The following is a 3,251-nucleotide window of genomic DNA, read 5'->3' as shown; positions in this document are numbered from 1 at the left end:
ATCGCCCCTGCCCTGTGGGCCTTCAGAAGGATCATGATGTCCTCGCACCGGTTTCACTTCGTCGCCGCCGCGCTCGTCTCCCTCGTCACGTTCACGGCCGGCGCTTCGGCGCAAACGACGTTCGCCTCCGAGCCCCCCGCCAGCTTCACCCTCCCCAACGGCCTGCAGGTCGTCGTCATCCAGGATCACCGCACTCCGGTGGTGACGCAGATGATCTGGTACAAGGTCGGCTCCGCCGACGAGACGCCCGGCAAATCCGGGCTGGCGCATTTCCTCGAACATCTGATGTTCAAGGGCACCGAGAAGCATCCGGCCGGCGAGTTCTCCAAGACCGTGCTGAAGATCGGCGGCAATGAGAACGCCTTCACCTCGGTCGACTACACCGGCTACTTCCAGCGCGTGCCGCGCGACCAGCTGCCGAAGATGATGGAGTTCGAGGCCGATCGCATGACCGGCCTGGTGCTGAAGGACGAGAACGTGCTGCCCGAGCGCGACGTCGTGCTCGAAGAGTACAACATGCGCGTCGCCAACTCGCCCGAGGCCCGCCTCAACGAGCAGATCATGGCCGCACTCTACGTCAACCATCCCTATGGCCGGCCGGTGATCGGCTGGAAGCCGGAGATCGAGAAGCTGAGCCGCGAGGACGCGCTCGCCTTCTATCGCCGCTTCTACGCGCCGAACAACGCGATCCTGGTGATCGCCGGCGACACCGACGCCAAGGAGGTCCGCCCGCTGGTCGAGCAGACCTTCGCCAAAGTGCCGTCGCAGCCCGACATTCCGGCACGCCGCCTGCGCCCGCAGGAGCCCGAGCCGGTCGCGCCGCGCACCGTCACCCTGGCCGATCCGCATGTCGAGCAGCCCTCGATGCGCCGCTTCTACCTGGTGCCGTCGGCGACGACCGCCGCGCCCGGCGAATCCGCCGCGCTCGACGTGCTGGCGCAGCTGATGGGCAGCGGCAGCAACTCGTACCTCTATCGCGCGCTCGTCGTCGACAAGCCGCTCGCGGTCAATGCCAGCGCGTCCTATCAGGGCACGTCGCTGGATCCGAGCCAGTTCTCCGTCGCGGTCGCACCGCGGCCGGGTGTCGATTTCGCCCAGGTCGAGGCTGTCGTCGATGGCGTCATCGCCGAGATCGCGCAGAACCCGGTGCGCGCCGAGGATCTCGAGCGCGTCAAGACCCAGCTGATCGCGGAAGCGATCTACGCCAACGACAACCAGGCGACGATGGCGCGCTGGTATGGCGGCGGCCTGACGACCGGGCTCTCCATCGAGGATATCCGAAGCTGGCCCGACCGCATCCGCGCCGTCACCGCCGAGCAGGTCCGCGCCGCCGCGCAAAAATGGCTCGACAAGAAGCGCTCGGTCACCGGTTATCTGATCAAGGACAATGCGGCCAAGCGCGAGGAGAAGCGGTCGTGATGAACACAATGACCTTCGCCCGCCGTTACGCCTGCGTCCTGACCGTCGCGGCTGCCGCGCTCACCCTGGCGCCGGCCGCGCAGGCCGCCACCAAGATCCAGCGCCTGGTCTCGCCCGGCGGCATCGAGGCCTGGTTCGTCCAGGACGCCACCGTGCCGCTGATCGCGATGGAATACGCCTTCCAGGGCGGCGCCTCGCAGGACCCCAACGGCAAGCCCGGCGTCGGCAATCTCGTCGCCGACCTGCTTGACGAGGGCTCCGGCGATCTCGACTCCAAGACCTTCCACGAGCGGCTCGACCGCCGCGCCATCGAGCTGTCGTTCCAGGTCGCGCGCGACAATTTCCGCGGCTCGCTGCGCATGCTCCGCGACAACAAGGACGAAGCGTTCGATCTGTTGCGCACGGCGCTGACCTCGCCGCATTTCGACAGCGCGGATGTCGAGCGCATCCGGTCCCAGGTGATCTCCGGCCTGCGCCGCGAGACCACCAATCCGAGCTCGCTGGCCGGCCGCAAGTTCCTCGAACTGGCTTTCCCGAACCACCCCTACGGCCGCCCAGCCAACGGCACGCTCGAGAGCGTCCCGACCATCACCGTCGACGACCTCAAGGCCTATGTCGGCCGCGTACTCGCCAAGGACACGCTGAAGGTCGCCGTCGTCGGCGACGTCGATCCGGCCACGCTCGGCAAGCTGCTCGACCAGACCTTCGGCAGCCTGCCTGCCAAGGCGCAGCTGACGCCGGTGCCCGACGTCGTCGCCACCAAGCCGCCGCAACGCGTGCTGGTGCCGCTCGACGTGCCGCAGACCGTGATCACCTTCGGCGGCCCCGGCATCCGCCGCCACGACCCGAACTTCATGGCCGCCTATGTCGTCAACCACATCCTCGGCGGCGGCGGGCTGTCGTCGCGGCTCTACAAGGAGGTGCGCGAGAAGCGCGGCCTCGCCTACTCCGTCTATGACGCGCTGTTGTGGATGGATCATTCCGCGCTGTTCATCGGCAACACCGCCACCCGCTTCGACCGCGCCGGCGAGACCATCGCTGCGGTCGAACAGGAGATCCGCCGCATCGCCGAGGAAGGCCCGACCCAGCAGGAGCTCGACGAGGCCAAGTCCTACATCAACGGCTCGCAGATGCTGGCGCTCGACACCTCCTCCAAGCTCGCGCAGGCGATGTTGCAATACCAGCTCGACAAGATGCCGATCGACTACATCGAGAAGCGCAGCGAGATCGTGAATGCGGTGACGCTGGAGGACGCGAAGAAGGCCGCCAAGCAGCTCTGGAGCCAGGGCCTGCTGACGGCGGTCGTCGGCCGCACGCCGCAAGCCGCCGCCGAGCCGGCGCAGGCGCCGGCCACCGCGCCGGTGACGAAGACGAACTGAGGAAGCAGCGGCGCTGCATCACACCTCGGTGCGGTCGACCACAGCTACCACAGCACAAACGGTGTCGTCCCGGCCTTGAGCCGGGACCCAGACCCCCAGGGAGGGGTTTGAGGCACGCTGGTCGTTGGCTTTTTGCCCGACACGTCCGCCGCGGCGTATGGGTCCCGGCTCAAGGCCGGGACGACGGAGGCGAGCAGGCGACATCTTCCGATAAAAATAATATCCTTGCTATTTTTCGGAATACATGATCTTATCCCCGCATCCCGCCTCAAGCAGATGGGGCGTTGCGCGCGATCGTCACGACACGCGAGGCGGTGATGCGGTGGCCGCGAGAGATCGCAGCGTCTTCGGCGACGAGGGCGCGGACGAACGATCTGTCGCGGACGTGAAGTCGCAGCGTCCTGACACCCCGATGCTGGTGTCACCCGCGCCATGCGCAAGCATTGGCGTGGC

Annotated in this window: 2 protein-coding genes; both read left to right on the top strand. The window is 67.1% G+C overall.

The annotated features are described in order from the left end of the window. Positions 1-36 precede the first annotated feature (36 nt). Positions 37-1,419 (top strand): M16 family metallopeptidase, encoded by a 1,383-nt coding sequence (locus BRAO375_RS04880; protein ID WP_009026342.1) that lies wholly within the window; start codon positions 37-39, stop codon positions 1,417-1,419. Continuing rightward, positions 1,419-2,798: a M16 family metallopeptidase gene (locus BRAO375_RS04875; protein WP_009026341.1), complete on the top strand. Its 1,380-nt coding sequence runs from the start codon at positions 1,419-1,421 to the stop codon at positions 2,796-2,798. Before BRAO375_RS04880 ends, BRAO375_RS04875 begins: the two co-directional genes overlap by 1 nt. Positions 2,799-3,251: the final 453 nt, after the last annotated feature.

Origin of the sequence: Bradyrhizobium sp. ORS 375 (genome assembly GCF_000239775.1) — a bacterium.
Lineage (GTDB): Bacteria > Pseudomonadota > Alphaproteobacteria > Rhizobiales > Xanthobacteraceae > Bradyrhizobium.
This window is presented reverse-complemented; position numbering and strand designations above follow the sequence as displayed.